The organism is Georgenia ruanii (genome assembly GCF_009193175.1).
In the GTDB taxonomy this organism is placed as follows: domain Bacteria; phylum Actinomycetota; class Actinomycetes; order Actinomycetales; family Actinomycetaceae; genus Georgenia; species Georgenia ruanii.
Genome location: NZ_VUKE01000006.1, coordinates 58682 through 78149, shown reverse-complemented (window position 1 = coordinate 78149; position 19468 = coordinate 58682). Strand labels below are relative to the sequence as shown.

The 19468-nt window shown below is 69.2% G+C and carries 12 protein-coding genes; all 12 read right to left on the bottom strand.

The window, feature by feature from the left end:
- Positions 1-30: 30 nt before the first annotated feature.
- A complete protein-coding gene (gene dctP, locus GD880_RS08075) occupies positions 31-1320 on the bottom strand; it encodes a TRAP transporter substrate-binding protein DctP (RefSeq protein ID WP_152231116.1) in 1290 nt (429 codons plus the stop codon).
- A gap of 171 nt (positions 1321-1491) precedes the next feature.
- Positions 1492-2979 (bottom strand): TRAP transporter large permease, encoded by a 1488-nt coding sequence (locus GD880_RS08070; RefSeq protein WP_152231115.1) that lies wholly within the window; start codon positions 2977-2979, stop codon positions 1492-1494.
- A complete protein-coding gene (locus GD880_RS08065; protein ID WP_152231114.1) occupies positions 2979-3563 on the bottom strand; it encodes a TRAP transporter small permease in 585 nt (194 codons plus the stop codon). The genes GD880_RS08070 and GD880_RS08065 overlap by 1 nt, the downstream gene beginning before the upstream one ends.
- A 352-nt stretch (positions 3564-3915) precedes the next feature.
- Entirely contained in the window at positions 3916-5199 is a 1284-nt protein-coding gene (gene dctP / locus GD880_RS08060; RefSeq protein ID WP_193314409.1) for a TRAP transporter substrate-binding protein DctP, read from the bottom strand.
- Between the two features lie 735 nt (positions 5200-5934).
- Complete coding sequence (locus GD880_RS08055) at positions 5935-7437, bottom strand: sugar ABC transporter ATP-binding protein (RefSeq protein ID WP_152231112.1); 1503 nt, start codon at positions 7435-7437, stop codon at positions 5935-5937.
- Positions 7437-8516: a hypothetical protein gene (locus tag GD880_RS08050; RefSeq protein ID WP_152231111.1), complete on the bottom strand. Its 1080-nt coding sequence runs from the start codon at positions 8514-8516 to the stop codon at positions 7437-7439. Before GD880_RS08050 ends, GD880_RS08055 begins: the two co-directional genes overlap by 1 nt.
- Positions 8513-10684, bottom strand: coding sequence for an ABC transporter permease (locus GD880_RS08045; protein WP_152231110.1), 2172 nt, complete (start codon positions 10682-10684; stop codon positions 8513-8515). Before GD880_RS08045 ends, GD880_RS08050 begins: the two co-directional genes overlap by 4 nt.
- A 39-nt stretch (positions 10685-10723) precedes the next feature.
- Positions 10724-11782: a sugar ABC transporter substrate-binding protein gene (locus GD880_RS08040; RefSeq protein WP_152231109.1), complete on the bottom strand. Its 1059-nt coding sequence runs from the start codon at positions 11780-11782 to the stop codon at positions 10724-10726.
- Positions 11783-11823: 41 nt separating this feature from the next.
- Entirely contained in the window at positions 11824-12867 is a 1044-nt protein-coding gene (locus tag GD880_RS08035) for an ABC transporter permease (RefSeq protein WP_152231108.1), read from the bottom strand.
- 389 nt (positions 12868-13256) lie between these two features.
- Positions 13257-15092, bottom strand: coding sequence for an FAD-dependent oxidoreductase (locus GD880_RS08030; protein WP_152231107.1), 1836 nt, complete (start codon positions 15090-15092; stop codon positions 13257-13259).
- Between the two features lie 455 nt (positions 15093-15547).
- Complete coding sequence (locus GD880_RS08025; protein ID WP_152231106.1) at positions 15548-16582, bottom strand: MBL fold metallo-hydrolase; 1035 nt, start codon at positions 16580-16582, stop codon at positions 15548-15550.
- The gene (gene ppdK, locus GD880_RS08020; protein ID WP_152231105.1) at positions 16579-19287 is read right to left on the bottom strand and encodes a pyruvate, phosphate dikinase; all 2709 of its coding nucleotides are present in this window, start codon (positions 19285-19287) and stop codon (positions 16579-16581) included. Before ppdK ends, GD880_RS08025 begins: the two co-directional genes overlap by 4 nt.
- Between the last annotated feature and the right edge of the window lie 181 nt (positions 19288-19468).

Below are 19468 nucleotides of genomic sequence, written 5' to 3'. Positions count from 1 at the left end.
GTACTTAGGGGGTGGGACAGGTGCTGCGGGTCAGGCGGGACGGTGCTCGTCGAGCAGCGCCCGTACCTTCTCCATGTAGGGCTCGAGCTCGATCGGGTTGTCGGCGACCCATGCCGGGAACTCGGCATACTCGACAGAGGTGTCGTACCCCAGGTCGGCGACCTTCTCGCGCCACCGTGCCGAGGCCTCCTCGATCTTCGCGACCAGGTCGGGGGCGCCCTCGATCCGGTCGTTGTCGGCCACCGCCGCCAAGAAGGCGGCGTTGCCCCGGTCCAGGGCCTCCTGGGCCTGGTCATCCAGGCCGCCGATGGAGCCGCCCTTGCCGTCGACCGCGCCGAGCACGTCCTCGAACATGCCGAGCAGGCCCCGCATGTTCGACTCCACGAACACGTCGCCGCGGTCGTAGAGCAGCTGCTGCGCGACCAGCGGGAGGTCACCCCACACCGCCTCGCTCATCGCGAGCGCCGACGGCACCTGGCCGAGGCTGACCTGTTTGCCCAGGATCACGTGCGGTGCCACGGAGAGCAGGTCGCCGAGCTGCACGACGGTCGCGCCGGCGAACGCACAGTCCAGCACCCCGCGCTGCAGGGCCTCGTAGACCTCCTCGAAGGCCAGCGAGACCGGGGACATGCCCAGGGCCTGGGCCTCCGCGGCGTGGGCGCTGCCGGAGATGCGGACCTGCGCACCCTTCAGCTCGTCCAGCGAGCGACGCTCGTCGGAGCAGTAGATGCCGTTGATGCCCCCGGTGAAGACCGGGGCCAGGATCTTCAGCCCCTTCGCCTCGAACTCGGCGGTCACCTGCTCGTTCGCCAGCGCCAGCTCGGTCACGTAGCCGTGGGGCACCATCACCATCTCGAGCGGGTTGCCGTTGCCCATGTAAGAGGTGTCGGACAGCGCCGCGTACGCCGGGAAGTTGTCCGAGTCGTAACCGGCCATGACACTGCCGACGTCGAGCCGGCCGTCGGCCAGCGCCTCGTCGACCTCGGGCGCGGCGGCCACGGCGTTGGCCCACGAGACGTTGAACGTGATCTTGCCGTCCGACCACTCCTCGACGGCAGCGAAGTAGTCCTCGAAGTTCTTGCCCACCGGCGAGCCCTTGGGAGCGGGCGACTGGGTGTTGAGAGTGATGGGGTCGATCGACTCGAAGGCCGCTTGGTACTCCTCCATCGAAGCGCCGGCCGCCACCCCCTCCCCGCCGACGGACGCGCGGGAGCTAGCCTTCTCGGCGCAGGCGGTGAGGGTCAGGGCGCCCGCACTGACCAGCAGGGCGAGGGTGGCGCAGCGGACTCGGCCGCTGCGCGTGGGACGGAAGTCTCGCACTATTACCTCTCTCGGCTTAGTGGCGCCGCACAGGGCGAACCTGCCACGCCAGCATATTTCTCATGATGATTTAGTCAAGCGGCGGCGTGCCGTTCCGGTACGGGCGGAGCCCGCCATGACGGCGCTCGGCCTCGCAGTCGCCGGACCGCAGCTCGGCGGCCAGCAGCGGCGCTACTTGCTCGACATCAGGTCCGGAATGAAGGTCGCGACCTCCGGGAAGAAGATCAGCAGCAAGGAGACCAGGACCGCCATCGGCATGAACCAGGTGGCGGCAACGAAGACGTCGCCCATGGTGATCTTTTGGCCGCGGTTGACCTCGGGGTCCTTGACGATGCTGTAGATGATGAACGCGAGGATGCCCACTGGCGGCGAGATCACCGCCAGCTCGCCCATGAACACGGCGAAGACGCCGAACCACAGCAGCGAGATGTCGAGCGCCTGCAGCGTGGGGATGAGGATCGGCACGGTGAGCACGAGCATCGGCAGCGGCTCGAGGAATGTGCCCAGCACCAGGTACACCAGCAGCATCATCAGCAGGAAGCCGACCCGGCCCAGCGCCAACTCGTCGACGAGGTTGGAGAAGCCGGTCGTGATGCCGGTGAGCACCATCATCCGGGAGAGCATCTCCACGCCGACGAGCATGAAGAAGATGGCACCCACGCTGCTCACCGTCGCGACGGCCGCGTCGGCCACGGCTCGCCAGGACCCCGAGTGCCGGCGCCAGATCAGGGTGATGATCAGCGCGAGGAGCGCGGAGGCGGCACCGGCCTCACTGGCGGTGAAGACGCCCGAGAAGGTGCCCCAGACGATCACGGCGATGACCAGGGGCACCGGCCACACCGACAGCAGGGACCTGAAGCGCACGCCCCATGTGTGAGACTCGCGGAGCCCCTCGGGGCCGCGCCCACCCCACTCGGGGCGCAGGGTGGCGAAGGCGATGAGCATGCCGGTGAACATGATCGCGACAAGCACGCCCGGACCGATGCCGGCCATCAGCTGGGGACCCACCGGCACCTCGGCGATGCCGGCGTAGATCACCAGCATGATGCTGGGCGGGATGAGCTGGCCGGGCAGACCGGCGACGATGACGGCGCCGATCGCGAGCCGCTTGTCGTAACCCGCGCGGAGCATCTCCGGCACACCGACGCGGGCCAGGGCGTAGGTGGTGCCGACCGAGGAGCCGCTGACGGCAGCCAGCCCGGCGCCGGCGAGGTTGGTGCCCACGGCCAAGCCGCCCGGCATCCAGCCCAACCATCGCTGTGCCGCCACGTAGAGGGCCTCGGTCAGGCCGGCCTTCCAGAGCAGGAGCCCCATCAGGATGAACATCGGGATGACGCTGAGGCTCCATGTGGCGGTCTGCGCGTACGGCATCGTGGAGAGCGAGGACTCCACCAAGGACCAGCCGCGCATGGCGTACATGCCCAGCAGCGAGGGCAGCATCATCGCGAGCGAGACGGGCACCCGCAGGAAGATCAGCAACAGCATCAGGACGCACGCGATGACGCCCAGGGCCTCGGGCACCAGTGGCATGAACATCGCGGCGGTCAACACCACGAGGCCGCCGATCGACAGGACGAACAGCAGCCGGGAGCCGACGCGACGCCTGCGGGCCCTGCCCTCTTCGGGCACCTGGACCCGGCTGAGCTCGGTCGTCGTCATCAACGCTCCTCGTGCTGGGGTGTGTGCGGGACGCCGTCCTCCAGGTCGACCGACTGCAGCTCGGCCTCCTCGATGGAGAGGCCGACGCCGTGCCGGATGAAGCCGATCGCCGCAGCGACGAACTGGACCGTCATCACGCCGAAGGCCAGCGACGGCAGGAAGTACAGCGGCCATGCCGGCAGCGGGGAGATGCCCGCGTGCTTGCGGATCTCCCAGGCCTTGATCGCTTCGTGCCAGCCGTAGTAGGCCATGCCCGCCAGCGCGACGGCGGCCAGCAGGTACAGGGCGGCGAGCACGGCGCGCTTGGTGCCCCTCGGCAACGCCTGGAAGATCAGGTCCGCGGCGATGTGCTGGCCACGGCGCTGGGCGGCCATGAAGCCGAGGAAGGCCACGACCGGCATGTACCAGTACTGGGTGATCTCCAGCGTGTAGGGAAGGGGCTCCCTGAAGAGGGTCCGCATGAGGGCGTTCGCCGTGATCTGGACCATCATGACCATGGTGACGATCACGGCCGGGACCTCGATCAGTAGATCGACGGCCGAGGATCGTCGTGCCGTGTCCGTACCGGCACCTTGCTCAGACATGCTGTCTCGCCTTCCTGGAAATCGCGGCACTATGACGTGCGTCACGCCGAGTCGGAAGAATCGCAGCGTTCAGCCCGTTGTGTCAACAATTCATCATGAGATATACCGGCCCGGGCTTGACATCCCGCTCAAGCCTCGGCTCGGCGACGTCCTGCGCGCGGTCGCCGTCCGACGCCCGGATGCGGAGCCCTCGCTGGCCCCCTCCTGAGGGACCGCGGCGGCCAGCACGCCGGGGAAGTGCCTCCCGACGCTGAACGAGCCCCAGAAGGTCCGCCGGCCCGTGGGCGCGGTCGGCGTCGCCGCCGACCGCGCCCACGGGCGTCGTGCTGAGCTGCTGCGCAGCGGTGGAGACCTAAGCGGGGCGGGCCTGGTTCATGGCCTTCTCGTAGACCGCGTCGAGGTACGCGCTCAGGTCGTAGCCGTGCTGCTTGTGCCAGTCCGGGAAGTCCGCGAACGCGACGTCGCCGCCGAACCCGAGGTCGTCGGCCACCTTGCTGGCCCATTCCGTCGTGGCCGCGCGCATGTCGTCGACCAGCTTCTGCCCGTCGTCGAGGTTGCTGCTCTCGCGCATGGCCTCGAGGGCCTTGTCGTTGGCCGCCTTCACGGCCTGGCGGGCAGCATCGTCGAAGGTGCTGGTCTGACCGCCCTGCTCAAGAATGGTCGCCAGTCCGTCCACCTGGAACTTGGTGGACCCGGCGATGTTGTTGTCCAGGATGACCCGCGTCTTGTCGAAGAGGAGCTGCTGGGCAACCAGCGGGAGGCTGTCCCACTTGGACTTGCTCAGCGCCCATCCACCGGGGTTCTTGGCCAGGCCGACTTCGTCATCGATGGTGAAGTTGCGAGCCACCTCGTAGGTGCCCATCAGGGTGGCGACGCGCATGGAGTTCAGCGAGCAGTCGACCACGCCGCGCTGGAGCGCCTCGAACAGCTCGGTGTACGGCATCGAGACGGGGCTGGCCCCCAGCGCCTCGAGCTCGAGCGCGTTGACACGGCCGGCAGCCACGACCTGGCGGCCCTTGAAGTCCGCCAGGCTGGAGGTGGGCTCGACACACTGGATACCGTTCGAGTCGCCCGAGAACCAAGGCAGGACGGGAACCATGCCGTTCGACTCGTACTCCTCGCGGAACTGGGGCGTCGACCAAGCAACGTCGTTCATGGCTCCGTGCAACATCAAGGGATTGATGTTCGGGGCCTGGTCGCCGATGAACGAGGCGTCCGCGAGGGCAGCGTTCAGCGGGTACTGGTCCGGCTCGTAGACCGGCAGGACGTTGCCCATGTCGAGACGCCCGTCGCGGAGGGCGTCGTCGACCTCCAGGGTCGCGGCGATGGCGTTGGAGTAGGAGATGTCGAAGGTGATCTTCCCGTCCGACCACTCCTCCACCTCGGCCCAGTACTCCTCGTACATCTTGCCGACGGCCGACCCCTGCGGCGCCGAGCTCTGGGCGACGATGGTGATGGGCGCGACCTCCTTGAAGGCCTCCCGCCACGTCTCGATGGACGCGCCGTAGGCGATACCCTCACTGGCGGTCTGGGCCTGCGACTTCGCGTCCTGCGCGCACGCGGCCAACGCCAGGACGGCACCAATCGCGACGACGGTACCGGCGGCCACGCGGCCGGCTCGCTTCTTCCTGCTCATCTTCAGATTCCTCCTCGAACCCATGACGGCGTGCCCCTCATGGGGCCGTAGAGAGAGACCGTCCCCGGACGTTGCGGTGAACGGTCTGATGGAGTCTGGAACGGTCCGTAGTCGATGTCAAGTATTTCTCATGATCTTTAGCGGCGGAGTTGCGGAGGGACGGGCTCGCGCTTGAGGCCGTGCAGCGGGAGGTCGCCCAAAGCCAGCTCCGGGCGGCTATCCGGCCACCAAGAAACGGTGTCCTGCCGGCCCGCGCTGTTCGGCCACGCCCGAGCCGACGCGGGGGACCGCGGCCGTGCACACCGACATGCGCGGTGTCCGCCGGACGCGAAAGGTCCACCCCAGCGGCGCCGCAAACGGCCGCCGTGGCCCGCTGCGCCGTCGAGCGGCTCGTGCGCGCCCGCCTTCGTGAGATCGCCCGGGAGCGGGCCCAGCAGGGCGACCGCGAGCCAGGGCGCACCCGTCACCGTTGACGCGAGGGGCTGCTTCCAGCGTCTCTACCACGGCAAGGACGCGGTCTCGCCACGCCACCGAGTGCGGTACCGGTGGACGACAACGCCCTCGACCACCATCCGGCGGGCGCGGGGCGGTCGAGCTCGCCGACGACCCGAGAACGGCATCAGCGGCTCGCGCGGCGCTCAGGGCCGCGATCCGCGACGCGCTCGCAGCGTTCCAGCCAAAGAAGCCACTCCTCGGGACACGGGTTTCGATGACCGTTGGGAAGGCATGCCAGGGCTAGTGGACCGCGGCGAACATGATCTTCTCCTCCGTCGCCTCGTCCCCGGAGAACTCCGCGACCACGCGGCCGCCGCGCGCGACCAGCACGCGGTCCGCGAGCGAGAGCACCTCCGGCAGGTAGGAGGAGATCACGATGACCGCGACACCGTCCTCGGCGTACGCGCGGATGGCGGCGTGAATGTCCTCGATCGCTCCGACGTCGACCCCGCGGGTCGGCTCGTCGAAGATCACCACCTTGGGCTTCTTGGTCAGTCCCTTGGCCAGGAGCACCTTCTGCTGGTTCCCGCCGGACAGCTCGACCAGCCTCGCCTTTGCCGGGTTGAGGGTACGCACGTGGAACCGCTCGACCATCTTGGCGCCGAGGCGCTTGCGCCGCCTCGGGCTCATCCACGGCGGCATGGGGTGGGCGGTGCCCAGGTACCCGATGTCGATGTTCTCGTAGATGCTGAGGTCGGAGAAGATGCCGAGCACCTTGCGGTCCTCGGTGATGTAGGCGATGCCCCGCTCGATCGCCTCACGAGGCGTCCGAAACCGGACGGGCTCGCCCTCGAGGCGGATCTCACCGCCGCCGATCCGGCGACGCTTCATCGCTCCGGCCGCGATCATGGCGGCCTCGGTACGTCCTGCACCGACCAGGCCGGCGAGGACCACCACCTGTCCCGGGTACGCGGAGAAGGACATGTTCTGCACCACCCGGCCCATGGTGACGTTGTCGAACTCGAGCGCCGGCCTCACACCGGGAGCCACCGTTCCCGCGTGGCGCTCGTAGGCGACGTCGCGCCCGACCATGAGGCGGACGATCTTCTCCCGGGACATCTCCTCGACCGGGTGGGTCGCCTGCAGCACCCCGTCGCGCATGACGGTGATGCGGTCGGAGTGCCGGAGCGCCTCCTCGAGGTTGTGCGTGATGAAGATGATCCCGACGCCGCGCTGCTTGAGGCTGTGCATGGAGAGGAAGAGCTGTTGCGCCTCCTCCGGGGTCACCGAGGCCGTCGGCTCGTCGAAGATGATCACCTTGGCGTCGCGGTGGACCGCGCGCGCGATCTCCACCATCTGCTTCTGCGCGGCGCCCAGGTTGGCGACGGTGGCATTCGGCTCGATGTGGAAGTTGTGTGACTCGAGCAGATGCCGCGCCTTGCTGTTGAGCTGCGCCATGTTGTTGAGCACCGCGGCATTGGCCAGGAAGAGGTTCTGCGCCACGGTCATCGTGTCGACCAGCGATCCCTCCTGATAAACCATGGCGATGCCCGCGGCGGTTGCCTCGGCGGGGGCAGCGAACTTGACTGGTTCGCCGTCGATCACCAACCTGCCCTCGTCGGGAGGAGCCACCCCCGCAATGATCTTGGCCATGGTGGACTTGCCCGCACCGTTCTCGCCCAGGAGGGCATGAACCTCACCCGGCCGGACATCGAACGTCACCCGGTCCAGCGCGAGCGCCCCGCTGTACCGCTTGGTCACGCCCTCGAGCCGGAAGACGGCGGCATCGGTCGTGGTGCTCATCAGCGATCTTCTCCCAACATGAGGATGGTGCCCGCGCCACGGCAGGCGACCACGACGGATCCGGGTTCGCACTCCAGGACGCCGGTGACGCCGTGCATGCGGCCGTCGGCCCGGGAGTGCGCGCTGGCGACCACCCGGCCCTCGGCGGTCACGCGGAAGACCAGACCGTAGGTCCGCGACGGGGCCCAGGGCTTGATCTCACCCAGCACACGCACCGAGCCGGTCTGCAGCGGTGTGCGGTAGACGTTCTCGATGGCCAGGCTGGGCACCAGCCAGGCCTCCGGTTCCATGGACCCGACCATCTCGGCGAGCAGCTCGTCGTGCTCGAGGATGAGCTCGGTCGCGCGGTTCCGCAGGTAGGGCATAGCGACCCACCACTCCCCGGCTCGTGACGCCGGCGTGATCCGGCCCGGGTAGCCCGGCAGGTTGTCCAGGAGGGGAACTCCCGCCCGGTCGGGGGAGGCCAGCGACCGGCGTTCGATGCGGTGTCCCACGCTGGTCGACAGCAGGAACCCGCCCTCGCCGTCGTCGCACACACCCGACGGCCAGGCCAGCCCGCGATCCAGCTCCTCGACCTGGCCGTCGCTGATCCGCAAGAGCATGCCGGTCGCGGAGTCCCTGGCGACCAGGTTGCGGGCCCACTCGCCGGTCGCCGTGGAGCCGACACAGGCGAGCAGGGACCCGTCGCCCAGGGCGGTGAGCGCCGTGACGCAGGTGTGGAGGCGGGGGTCTGCGGTGATCACCGACACCGTCCCGTCGGGCATGACCGCGCTGAGCCCGTGGCCCTCGACCGCCACGGCCACGCCCTCAGCGGTGGTGGTGAGCGCGCCGGCCGCGGCTGGGAACTCGACGACCGTCGCGAGACCGTCCTCTCCGAGTCGAAGCAAGGACCGCCCAGCGGTCACGACCACGTCACCGCCGAGCAAGGCCACGTCGTCGAACGGGCGCACCTCCGCAAGGACTGTTGCGTCCTCGAGCAGCGTGTTGGGGCGCAAGCCCGCCTCGAGCGGAGGAATCGCCTTGCGCCGGACACGTCCCGGACTGATGAACTCCAGCAGGTCTCTGCGCCAGTGGCTCACACCGGCACCTCCTCGATGGTGGGCGACTGGGGAGCGGCCCCCGTGCCGGGAATCCGATAGGGATCGATCGGCCCCACGTCCTCGGGGTCGAGCTGGACCCGACCGATGCGGTTGTTCTCCAGGCCGCCGAGGTAGAGGAAACCGTTGTACTCGCTCATCGAGGTGACCATCGGGTGCCGCTTCCCGCCCCGGTCCCACAGGACCTTGAGGATCTCGCCGGACTCACTGAACTTCGCGACGCAGGAGACGTTCCACTGAGGCACCACCCAGTCGTCCACCGGCAGCTGCTTGGTCATCCTCAGTCGGAAGTCCGGATGGCGCAGGACCAGGTCGGAGAACGGGGTGCGCATTCCGACGAAGCTGAGCCAGTAGTTGCCGTCCGACGCGCGGTTGACGTTGTCGGGCGCACCGGGAAGGTTCTCCAGGACCGGTTCGAACTGCCCCTGTTTCGGGCCGCTGATCCACAGACGGTCCACGCGGAACATCGTGGTGCTGGCGATCAGGATCGACTGGCCGTCGTGGGCGGTCGCGATGCCGTTGGCTGCCGCGAGGTTGGTCACCACCGTCTCGATCGAACCGTCTGGATCGATCCGCAGCACGCGACCGTTCGGGCGGTACTCCGCGACCACCGCCTGATAGTTTGCGGTGCTCGCCCGGGTGGAGGCGTCGCTGACGTAGATCGAGCCGTCGGGTGCGATGTCCAGGTCGTCTGCGAAGCGCAGGGCGCTGTCGTCGAAGAGCTGCCACCTGGACCGCGGCGCCCGGGTGGCGAGCCACTCGACCTGCCGATCGCCGTCGATCCGGCACACGCCCATGCCACTCACGGCGACGACAAGGTTGCCATCGGTGTCCCACACATGACCGAGCGGGGTGCCTCCCGTGCGGGCATAGATCTCCCCGTGCTCGTAGTTCTCGCCTGAGAACTTCCACACCCACCCTCGGCGGTCCCCGCAGAAGACGCTGCCCTCGGCGTCCGCCACGCAGTCCTCGGCCCCTTCGATCTTGCCCAGGCCGATCGGGAGGGCGTTGGACAGCGCATCGTTGACCGCCCACTTGCTGCGGGGATCGGTGACGTCCTCGAGGGGCCCGGGCTCGTAGCGGAACGGCGAGATGGTCAGCTTCTGCGCGAGGTTGTTGCGGTGCTTGCCCCACTTCTGGTCCAGCACGGCGAACACGAGGAGCACCAGGGCCAGCACGACCGTCTCCATCGCGGTGTCCCACTGCCGCCGGAAGATGGCCTGCCCGATCGCGGCGACGATGAGCGCACCGGTCGTCGCACGGATGACCGAGCCGCGCCCCCCGCGCAGGCTCACGCCACCGAGCACCACGGCCGTCAGTGCGATGATCTCGTACCCCGCCCCGACGCTGGCCGCGGTGCTGCCCTGACGGGACGACATGAACAGACCGGCCAGGGCGCACAGCAGTCCGCTCGCCACGTAGCTGACGAACGACACGGCGTTGACCGGGATGCCGTTGCGCCGGGCCGAGCGGCGGTCGCTACCGACCGCCGTGAGCCACCAGCCCCACCGCGAGCGGGTGAGCGCGATATGGGTGCCGATGAGAATGACACCGAGGAAGAACAGCGCCGTGGGAATTCCGGCGACGGTTCCGTGCCCGATGAACAACCAGTCGATCTCGAAGCGGGGGTAGATCATCCGCTGGCTGTACGCGCCCTGGATCAGCTCGATCAACGCCCGGAAGGTCAGGGCTGTGACGAGCGTCGTGATGAACGGCCGGGTCTTCACGATCGCCACGAAGAACCCGTTCACCGCCCCGAGGAGCGCGCCGCCGACCAGGGTGAGCGTGACCACGACCTCGACCGGGAGCTCGTAGACCCGGAAGAGGATCAGGCTGCCGATGGCAGCCATGCCCATCATCGCGCCGATCGAGAGGTCGAAGCCGCCACCGACGAGCACCAGGGTCAGCGCGATGGCGAGAAGGCCCACCTCAGCGAACTGGGCCATGATGATCCCCCGGTCACCGCCCGAGAGGATCTGCGGCGTGGTGAGGACGGCGACCATCCCGAGGAGGACCGCCAGCCCGATCGGCACCGCCCCTTCCATCCAGGACTTGGACAACAGGTCGCCCAGCGCCCGGCGTGGCGCGAAGCGGGCAACCCACGGACGACCCGTCGTCCGGGTGAAGGCGTCCACTGTGCGGGTGCTCATCTGGCTGCGCCCTCCTGCGTAGCGGCGCGCGTCACGACATCAGTTGACGCCATAGCAGGCTCCCGGCACGTTCTCGTAGTTGTCCTTGTCCGCCAACTCGTGCGGCACGTAGCCCGCGACCCGCCGCGTGCCCGCGGGGGCACCGACCAGGAAGAGCTCCTGCGCGGCGTACGCGGCGGCCACGGCAATACCCGAGGCGTTGTACGCGGCGCCGGCGGTCACCCGGCCGTCGGCGAGCGCCTCGCACCAGACCCGCGAGGCGTCGAAGTTGTAGATCCCGACCTGCCCCTTGAGACCGGCGGCCTCGACGGCCTGGGCGGCACCCAGGGCGGTGATGTCGAAGATGACGGCAAATCCGCACAGGTCCGGGTGCTGCTGCAGGACCACCGTGGCGATCTCATTCGCTCGTGTGGCGTCGTAGTTGCTCTGCTGCTTCGAGACCACCTCGAGGCCGTGCTCCTCGAACACCGGCTCCCAGCCCTTGTCGGCCTCGATGCTGTTGGAGTCGGTGGCGAACCCACTGATGATGGCCACCTTGTCCTTGTTCGCCGCCTTGCAGTCGTCGGCCATGCGCTCGGCGAGGTCCTGGGCCATGGCCGTGTGGTCGGCACCGACGTAGGCGTCGGAGGACTGGGTGCCCTGCACGTTGACGCTGACGACGTAGATGCCCCGCTCGTGCGCGCGCTGCACCTGCTGGGAGAGCACACCGACGTCCGGGTTCTGGATGATGAGCAGGTCGACGCCGTCGTCGATGAGGGAGTCGATCATCCGGACCTGGGTGTCGACGTTGTTGGCCGGGTCGGACTCGGAGTAGTCGGCACCGAGGGACTCGAAGACGCTCCGGAACTGCTGGCCCCACAGCGCTGTCAGCTCGAACTGCAGGCTCATCGGAACGTAGGCGATCTTCTTGTCCGCCACGCTCGCGTGGACCATTGATCGCGCTTTCTCACCGTCGACCGCGACGGGGAGCCCGCCGTCGGACTCGGTGACGGCGGCGACGTCGGCGATCGAGCCTGCGCTCACCGCGCAGCCCGACGTGAACAGGGCCGCGGCCGCCAAGGAGGCGGCGGCCACAGTCTTGAGCTTGTGCTTGCGCATGGGTGCCTTTCCGGGAGATCAGGTCCTGCTGGGGGCTGGGGTCAGAGGTCGTCGGACTTCGCTGTCTCTTCATCGCGTGGATGGAGCCACGCATCGAGCGCCAGAGCGGCGAGGAGGATCGCGCCGCGGATGACCACGCTGGTGACGACGCTCACGTTGAGGAGCGTCATGAGGTTGACGAAGACCGTGATGAACGCGGTGCCGGCGAAGACACCGAAGATGGTGCCGCGGCCGCCGGTGAGGGAGACGCCGCCGATCACCGCCGCAGTGATCGCGTTGAACATCAGGTCTTCGCCAGAGCCGTAGGCCTTGCTGTAGCCCCCGTTGACACCGAGCTGGAGGAGCCCGACGAGGCATGCCAGCAACGCTGCGATCACGAAGGTCCCGACGACCAGCGGCCGCACAGGCACGCCGGTGAGGCGCGCGGCGGCGGGGCTGTCACCGGTGGCCCGGATGAGCTGGCCGTAGGTCGTGTACTTCATGAATGCCCACGCTCCGACCAGAACGGCTGCAGCGAGGAGCGTCGGTACCGACCCCCTGCCCAGTGCCGCGACGATCTCGGAGTCTCGCGGCAGCGGGTAGTTCTGGGTGTCGAGCAGGGTGACGTTGAACAGGCCCTCGAACAGCTTCCAGGTGCCCAGGGTGACGAAGAGCGCCGGGATCTCGACGTAGGCGACCAACCAGCCGTTCAGCAGGCCAATCACCAGCGCCACGCCGATCACCGCCAGGATCGCCTGCCACTCCCCAAACCCGTGCCGGGTCCAGAGCTGGACGGTCGCCATGCCGGCGATGCCGACGATGGCAACAACCGAGAGATCCACGTTCTTGCCCATGATGACGATGGACGACGCCACGGCCAGGATGGCCAACGGGGCGGACAGCCTCGCCATGGTCGTGAAGTTCTCCACCGTGAACATTCCGTCGACGAAGACGGCGCCGATCACCACCATCGCCAGCGTCAGCCCGGCAATGAGCAACCCCTGGTCGATCAGTGCCAGGCGCTGCCTCAGATCTGGCGTGGTCCCCGAGGGCTTCGGTCCGGCTGGTGCCGAACTGAGCGTGGGCGTTACGGAAGACATGGACATCCCTCTCCAGCTCGACGCATCGGCGCGACGAGCTCCACCGACGGCACGGTCGTGAGCAACGCTTCATTGCGACACCGGTCCCCGAAGTATTCATCATGACGATTCGTCTCGTCAACGGTCCTTCTGGGGAGAACTTCGCTGCCCCGCTCCCGAGGCATCACCGCTCCCGTCCCGCGCCGCAATGGCGGGCTCTTGCGGGGCAGCGCGGGCGACGAAGCTGCGTGCGCCGGCTCTCCCGCGACGCAACCGCGCACAGGAAACGACGTGCCCGCCGCCCACATCCGGGCGGCGGGCACGCAGTCCCTCGTGTGGGCCTACTCAACTCCCCCGGGGCCTCGTTTTCCCGGCCCCGGCGAAGGCAAACCTTCGCGGGGCGGCAGCCGACGCGCTCACCTGCCCTGCAGCTCCCGGGATGCTGCGTGCCGCCCGGCGAGGTAGCCGAACACCATCCCGAGCACGATCGTGCCCCCGGCGCCGCCGTAGAAGCCGTGCGTCGCCGCACCACCCACGTTCCCAGCGGCGTACAGACCAGGAATGACGACCCCCTCGGTGTCGAGGACTCGCCCGGTAGCGTCGGTGGCCGGACCACCGATCGTGCCGATCGCGCTCGCCTCGACCTTCACGGCGTAGTACGGCGGGGTGTCGACAGGGCCCAGAGCACCGGTCGGGGGATTGTCCAGGGCGGGTCGCATGATCTTCGCGAGCGAGGGAACGAGCATCTTGCGCATCCGCGCGGGGTTCCGGTCCTTCGCGATGCGGGCCATGACGCGGCCAGCGACTGGGGCGACCGCCGTTGCGGTCGCGAGCCTGGCGCGTTCGGTGGCCGACGGGGCCCACGCGTTCGGGGACCGGCTGCCGAGGAACGGGTTGTGATCGCCGAAGAACCGCTCGAACGTGCTGGTGCCGCGATTGAACCAAGGGTCCCGGCCCTGCGCCGCCAGGGGGTTGAACTCCTCGACGGTACGCACCAGCCCCTCGGGGTCGATCCCGCACTTGCGCGCGAGTTCTTCGAGCGTAGGCGCCTGGACGACGTTGGGCGGGTACATCCCCCCGGGCGGGGTGCTCAGAAAGCCGTAGTGCGAGTGGTAGTACTCGTCGAAGATCATCCACGCGGTGGCATTCGGCATCTCCCCCGTCACCGGGTCGGCCTGCCGCATGATCGCGCCGAGGTCGTTGTAGGACACCGCCTCGTTGGCGAACCGCTCACCGTGACTGTTCACCATGATGGTGTGCGGCAGCGCCCGCTCCCCCTGGACCAGACGACTGATCGGGGCACCGTCCATCTCTTCCCCGGGCACCTGGATTCCTGGCATCCACCACGCCTGGTCGATGGCGACGAGATCGGCGCCCGCCTCTTGCGCCATGCGGACCGCGTCGCCGTGGTGGCCACGCGGGCTGACCTGCACAGGGAAGGGGGCACCGAGGTATTTGGAAGTGAGCTCTTCGGAATCCTCGAACCCGCCGCTCGCGAGAACCACGCCCTGAGAGGCACGTACGGTCCGCTCCTCGCCGCCCGCCCGGACAACGACTCCGGTGACTCCGTGCTCGCCGGCAAGGAGGCGCACGGCACGGGCCTCCACCCGCACGTCCACCCCCCTGCGGAGGCACCCCTCGAGGAGGGCGCCGATCATGGCGTAGCCGGCCAGCCAGACTCCCTGGATCTTGTTGATGACCCAGAGCGGCAGCGGGTTGCGCGCCATGCCGGACTTCTTTGGCGGACGGACAAGCGCAGCAGCCTCGCCCAGGACGTCGGGCGAGAACGGCCCGGGGAACAGGGACCTGTAGTTCGAGGCACCCGGGATGTCGGAGGTGTAGTCCGGCCACACGACGGGGATCCAGCTGAGATACGTGTGCTTCTCGATGAACCGCGCCATCTGCGGGGCTGTGTCGATGAACGTGTCGACGACGTCAGGGTCGAGGACCTTGTCGCGCCCCTCGCCGAGCAGGTACGTGCGTGCCGCCTCGGGCGTGTCCCACGTCTTCAGGGCCTTGTACGAGTATCCATGGTTGGGCACCCAAACCGCACCGCCAGAGATCGCGGTCGTGCCACCCACCAGGGGTTCGGACTCGAGCACCAGGACGCGGGCACCGCCAGTGGCCGCGCTGAGCGCGGCCATGAGCCCCGACCCCCCCGACCCGATTACGACGACGTCGACCTCGTCCGGGAGACCAGCGTCTGCGGCCGAGCCGACGACGCCATTGCCAGCGCTCGTGCGCACGTTCATAGGAGCTTCCTCACTCGCCTTTGATGGTAATTCCTCACGATAAATACCCGGGCGACGGGCGTCAATCCTCAACACACCGCTCCAAGGGCAGCCGACGTCCGTGGGCTTCACGGCCGCTCCGCGCAGCGCGGCCGCCGCGGTGGAGGGCGCCTGGCTGAAGCCGCGCGCACCGGCGAGGTGTGAGGGGATCGGCCGTCACGCTCACCCCGGGCGGGGTTCCACAACGCCTTGGGTGAGCACCCGCGCAGGCCCCCGTCATTCGCCGACATCTTCTCGGGCGATGCCGGGAAGCCCCGCAACGCCTACCACCACTCCGGCCGTCATTCGGTACCAGGACCGCTAGAGGGCTTGAGTCGTCTGGGGATCGGGCTTCCGCGCTCGTGGCCCTGCTGAGCCGCTCGCACAGGGAGGAAGCGGGGACGCCCGCGACTCGTTCAGCGAGCAGCTCGCCGAGGTCAGAGAACCGGTGTTGCCGCCACGACAGAGGCGACGGTGTAACGCACCACGCCGTCCACCTCCGCACGGTCGAGCTCCCCGCGACGCGCGAGGACCTCGAGGTGCGCGGCGGTCTCGCCGACCGCGAGCGTCTGGGCCAGGCCGTCGAGCTCGCTGAGGTGGTGTCCGCGACGGGTCCAGCGCATCGCCTCCGCCGTCTCGAACGCCGTGCTCGCGCCTGCGCCCACTGACGCTGCGCACTCCACCAGCCGCTGCTCGTGGTGCGCGAGCAGCTGGCGGGACCTCTCGTGAAGGCTGTGCCCGACCGGGCCATGGGCGGGCAGGACTGCCAGGTCGGGCAGGTCGAGCATCAGGCGCAGCGACGCGAGGTATTCCTCGAGCGGGTACGGACTGCGGACGTTCTGCAGGCCGATCGAGGGCGTGATGTGGGGCAGCACGTGGTCGCCGGAGAAGAGCATCCCTCCGGCCACGTCGGCGAAGACGAGATGTCCGGTGGTGTGCCCGGGCGTGGGGATGGCGTGCAGCACGCGGTCGGCGAGCGTGACGTCGGTCGGTCCGTCGAGCCAGACATCGGGAGGCTCGTACCGACCTTCGTGCGGCGGGAAGCCGGCGCGCGCCGGCGGCTGCACCACGCCCCACGCCCGCAGGTCTCGCTCGTGCTGCGGCCGCTCGTCGGCGATGAGAGCGTCAACCGACGCCCGCTCGCCCTCCCCGAGCACGATCGGGGTGCCGTGCGACCGTCGCAGGGCCACGGCGAGCGTGTAGTGGTCGAGGTGCATGTGCGTGACCAGCACCCGGGTCACGGACCGGAGTGACTGGCCGATCGTGGCCAGACTCTCGGCGAGCTGGTCGATCGCTCCGTCGACGGCCCAACCGCCGTCGACGAGGCAGACCCCGTCGCCGTCCGCGATCGCATACACGTTAACCGCCCGGAGACGGTCACCCAGCAGCGGTTGGACGAGTCGGTGGACCCCAGGCGCGACCTGGTGTGCACCCGGCTCGTACCAGGGTGCGTCGTGTTCGTGTGTACTCACGCGGTGGCGTCGTCGCCCGCCATAGCGGCGGCCCGGCCGGCCTCGAGGCGGGCGATGGGCACCCGGAACGGGGAGCAGGAGACGTAGTCCAGGCCGGCGCCGTGGAAGAAGTGGATGGACTCGGGGTCCCCGCCGTGCTCGCCGCACACCCCCAGGTGCAGGCGGGGCTTGGTCTTGCGGCCGCCCTCGACGCCGGCGCGGACCAGGGCACCGACGCCGTCGGCGTCGAGGGTCTCGAACGGGGAGATGGTCAGCACCCCGTTCTCGAGATAGTCGGCGAAGAACGCGCCCTCGACGTCGTCGCGGGAGAAGCCCCAGGTGGTCTGGGTCAGGTCGTTGGTGCCGAAGGAGAAGAAGTCGGCCTCCTCGGCGATCCGGTGCGCGGTCAACGCCGCCCGGGGCAGCTCGATCATGCACCCGATCGGCAGGTCCAGGGCGGTGCCGGCCTCGCGGCCGACCTCCGCGAGGATGCCCTCGGCCTCCTCGCGCACGATCTGCAGCTCCCGGACCGAGCCGACCAGGGGCACCATGATCTCCGGGCGCGGGTCCTTGCCCGCCTCGCGCAGCTGCACGGTGGCCTCGGCGATCGCGCGGATCTGGAGGGCGAACAGGCCTGGCACCTTCAGGCCCAGGCGCACCCCGCGCAGGCCCAGCATGGGGTTCTGCTCGTGCATGCGCCGCACCGCGGCGAGCAGCTTGACGTCGCGCTCGTCCGCCTCGCCGTTGGCCTTGGCCAGGGCGACCTTGACCGACAGGTCGGTCAGGTCGGGAAGGAACTCGTGCAGCGGCGGGTCGATGAGCCGGATCGTGGTCGGCAGGCCGTCCATCGCCTCGAGCAGCTCGACGAAGTCGGCCCGCTGCAGCGGCAGCAGCTCGGCCAGCGCCGCCTGCCGGGCTTGCTCCCCCTCGGCCAAAACCACCCGCTCGATATAGGCGCGCCGGTCACCGAGGAACTGGTGCTCGGTGCGGCACAGCCCGATGCCCTCCGCGCCGCGCTCCCGGGCCCGGCGGGCGTCCTCGGCGGTGTCGGCGTTGGCCCGCACCCGCATCCGGCGCACGTCGTCGGCGTGGGTGAGCACCCGGTCCACGGCCTCGACCAGCTCGCGGGTGGCGTCGTCGTCGGCGGCCTCCAGCCCGGCCTGAAGCCCGTCGGAGATGTACCGCATGACCGGGGAGTCCACCACCGGGACCTCGCCGAGGAAGACCTCCCCGGTCGAGCCGTCGATGGCGATCGTGTCCCCGGCGCGGAGCACGGTGCCGTTGACCCGCACCTCCCCGGCCGCCCGGTCCACGTCGAGCTCCTCGGCGCCGACGACGGCGCACTTGCCCATCCCGCGGGCGACCACCGCGGCGTGGGAGGTCTTCCCGCCCCGGGCCGTCAGCACCCCGGCGGCGACGATCATGCCCTGCAGGTCGTCGGGGTTGGTCTCCCGCCGCACGAGGATGACTTGCGCCCCGGCGGCGGTGCGCTCGAGCGCCTGGGCGTTGTCGAGGACGATCTCGCCCACCGCCGCCCCCGGGGAGGCGGCCATGGCCTTGGTCAGCAGCGTGCGCTCGGCGCCGCCGTCGAACTGCGGGAAGAGCAGCTGGGTCAGCTGCGCCCCCGTGGTGCGCCCGATGGCCTCGTCCATGGTGATGAGGTTCTCGTCCACCAGCTGCGTCGCGATCCTGAACGCCGCCCCCGCGGTGCGCTTGCCCACCCGGGTCTGCAGCATCCACAGCTTGCCCCGCTCGATGGTGAACTCGATGTCGCACAGGTCCCGATAGTGCGTCTCCAGCCGGCGCATCGCCTGCATCAGCTCGCCGTAGGACTTCGCGTCCAGCTCCTCCAGGTCCGCCAGCGACAGGGTGTTCCGGATCCCGGCCACGACGTCCTCGCCCTGGGCGTTGGGCAGGTAGTCCCCGTACACCCCCGAATGCCCGGTCGACGGGTCGCGGGTGAACGCCACCCCGGTGCCCGAGGTCTCCCCCAGGTTCCCGAACACCATCGTCACCACGTTCACCGCGGTGCCCAGGTCATTCGGGATGCGCTCCCGGCGCCGGTACAACCGGGCCCGCTCGGTGTTCCACGACCCGAACACCGCCTGGATCGCCATGTCCAGCTGCTCGCGCGGGTGCTGGGGGAACTCCCGCCCGCACTGCTCCTTGACGATCTCCTTGAACGCGCCGACCAGGTCCTTGAGGTCCTCCGCGCCCAGCTCCACGTCCGTGGCCGCGCGCACCTCGGCCTTCTTCGCGTCCAGCGCCGCCGAGAACAGCTCGCCGTCGATGTCCAGCACCGTCTTGCCGAACATCTGGATCAGCCGCCGGTAGGAGTCCCACGCGAACCGCTCGTCCCCGGAGAACTCCGCCAGCCCCTTCACCGAGGCGTCGTTCAGCCCCACGTTCAGGACCGTCTCCATCATCCCCGGCATGGAGAACTTCGCCCCCGAGCGCACCGAAACCAACAACGGCTCGTGAAAGTCCCCCAGGCGGCGCCCGATGTTGTCCTCGATCTCGCGCAGCGCCATCGTGACCTCGACCCGCAGCTCCGCGGGCACCCGCCCGTCGCGCATGTACGCCCGGCAGGCCTCGGTGGTGATGGTGAACCCCGGCGGCACCGGCAGCCCGATCTTCGCCATCTCCGCCAGGTTGGCCCCCTTGCCCCCCAGCAGGTCCTTCTGGTCCTTGCCACCCTCGCTGAATCGGTACACGTACTTGGCCATGACCGCCCCTTCACGATTCGGCGCACCCCCGGCGCCCCTTTGGCGAACACACTAGACGTGGCGCTCGTCACTCCGCTCGGACCGCCGCGTGCGCTGAGTCACACCCGCGGTGCCGGTCGGGCGCGCGCGACGACGACGATCGCCCGCGCCTCCCGGTCACCCGCAGCGCGACATCACCGTA

What these genes read in the sequence shown, in the direction of transcription:
- ppdK (WP_152231105.1), bottom strand. Translation starts at nt 19,287, where the DNA reads ATGGCCAAGTACGTGTACCGATTCAGCGAGGGTGGCAAGGACCAGAAG.
- GD880_RS08040 (WP_152231109.1), bottom strand. Translation starts at nt 11,782, where the DNA reads ATGCGCAAGCACAAGCTCAAGACTGTGGCCGCCGCCTCCTTGGCGGCC.
- GD880_RS08055 (WP_152231112.1), bottom strand. Translation starts at nt 7,437, where the DNA reads ATGAGCACCACGACCGATGCCGCCGTCTTCCGGCTCGAGGGCGTGACC.
- GD880_RS08070 (WP_152231115.1), bottom strand. Translation starts at nt 2,979, where the DNA reads ATGACGACGACCGAGCTCAGCCGGGTCCAGGTGCCCGAAGAGGGCAGG.
- GD880_RS08045 (WP_152231110.1), bottom strand. Translation starts at nt 10,684, where the DNA reads ATGAGCACCCGCACAGTGGACGCCTTCACCCGGACGACGGGTCGTCCG.
- dctP (WP_193314409.1), bottom strand. Translation starts at nt 5,199, where the DNA reads ATGAGCAGGAAGAAGCGAGCCGGCCGCGTGGCCGCCGGTACCGTCGTC.
- GD880_RS08030 (WP_152231107.1), bottom strand. Translation starts at nt 15,092, where the DNA reads ATGAACGTGCGCACGAGCGCTGGCAATGGCGTCGTCGGCTCGGCCGCA.
- GD880_RS08065 (WP_152231114.1), bottom strand. Translation starts at nt 3,563, where the DNA reads ATGTCTGAGCAAGGTGCCGGTACGGACACGGCACGACGATCCTCGGCC.
- GD880_RS08035 (WP_152231108.1), bottom strand. Translation starts at nt 12,867, where the DNA reads ATGTCCATGTCTTCCGTAACGCCCACGCTCAGTTCGGCACCAGCCGGA.